This is a genomic window from Treponema sp. R6D11, from assembly GCF_054786075.1.
The window spans coordinates 1-326 of record NZ_BDHD01001343.1 but is presented as its reverse complement, the minus strand read 5'-3'; the positions used below and the strand labels follow the sequence as shown (position 1 = coordinate 326).

The following is a 326-nucleotide window of genomic DNA, read 5'->3' as shown; positions in this document are numbered from 1 at the left end:
ACTAGGGAACTTGCATAGTCCTAACCAGCATCTTTATGGCGATCGGTTTTGGACACAAATCAAACACATCTGTGTTTTTCCCAATATCAAACTGCGCCTGCCCAAACACTAGAGAGCCAATCTCTCCCCGCTCGTCAACTAAACCCACTTTGTTTTCCTCTGCAAGTTCCCTAGTTATATCACGAAGCAAAGTTGTCTTCCCCGCATTTGGCGGCGAAATAATTAACGTGTTTTTTCCAGCAACCTTAGAAACGATTTCTTTGCTAATGCCCAAAAATTCCTTAGCAATCCTAATATTCAAACTGGATATATACGTTAGATTATGT

General features: G+C 41.1%; 1 protein-coding gene. It reads right to left on the bottom strand.

Annotation, left to right across the window (positions count from 1 at the left end; translation table 11 throughout):
- Position 1: 1 nt before the first annotated feature.
- Positions 2-326, bottom strand: a 325-nt coding sequence (locus tag ACYVTD_RS18685) for a hypothetical protein (RefSeq protein WP_461249082.1), incomplete at its 5' end; no start/stop codon positions are given.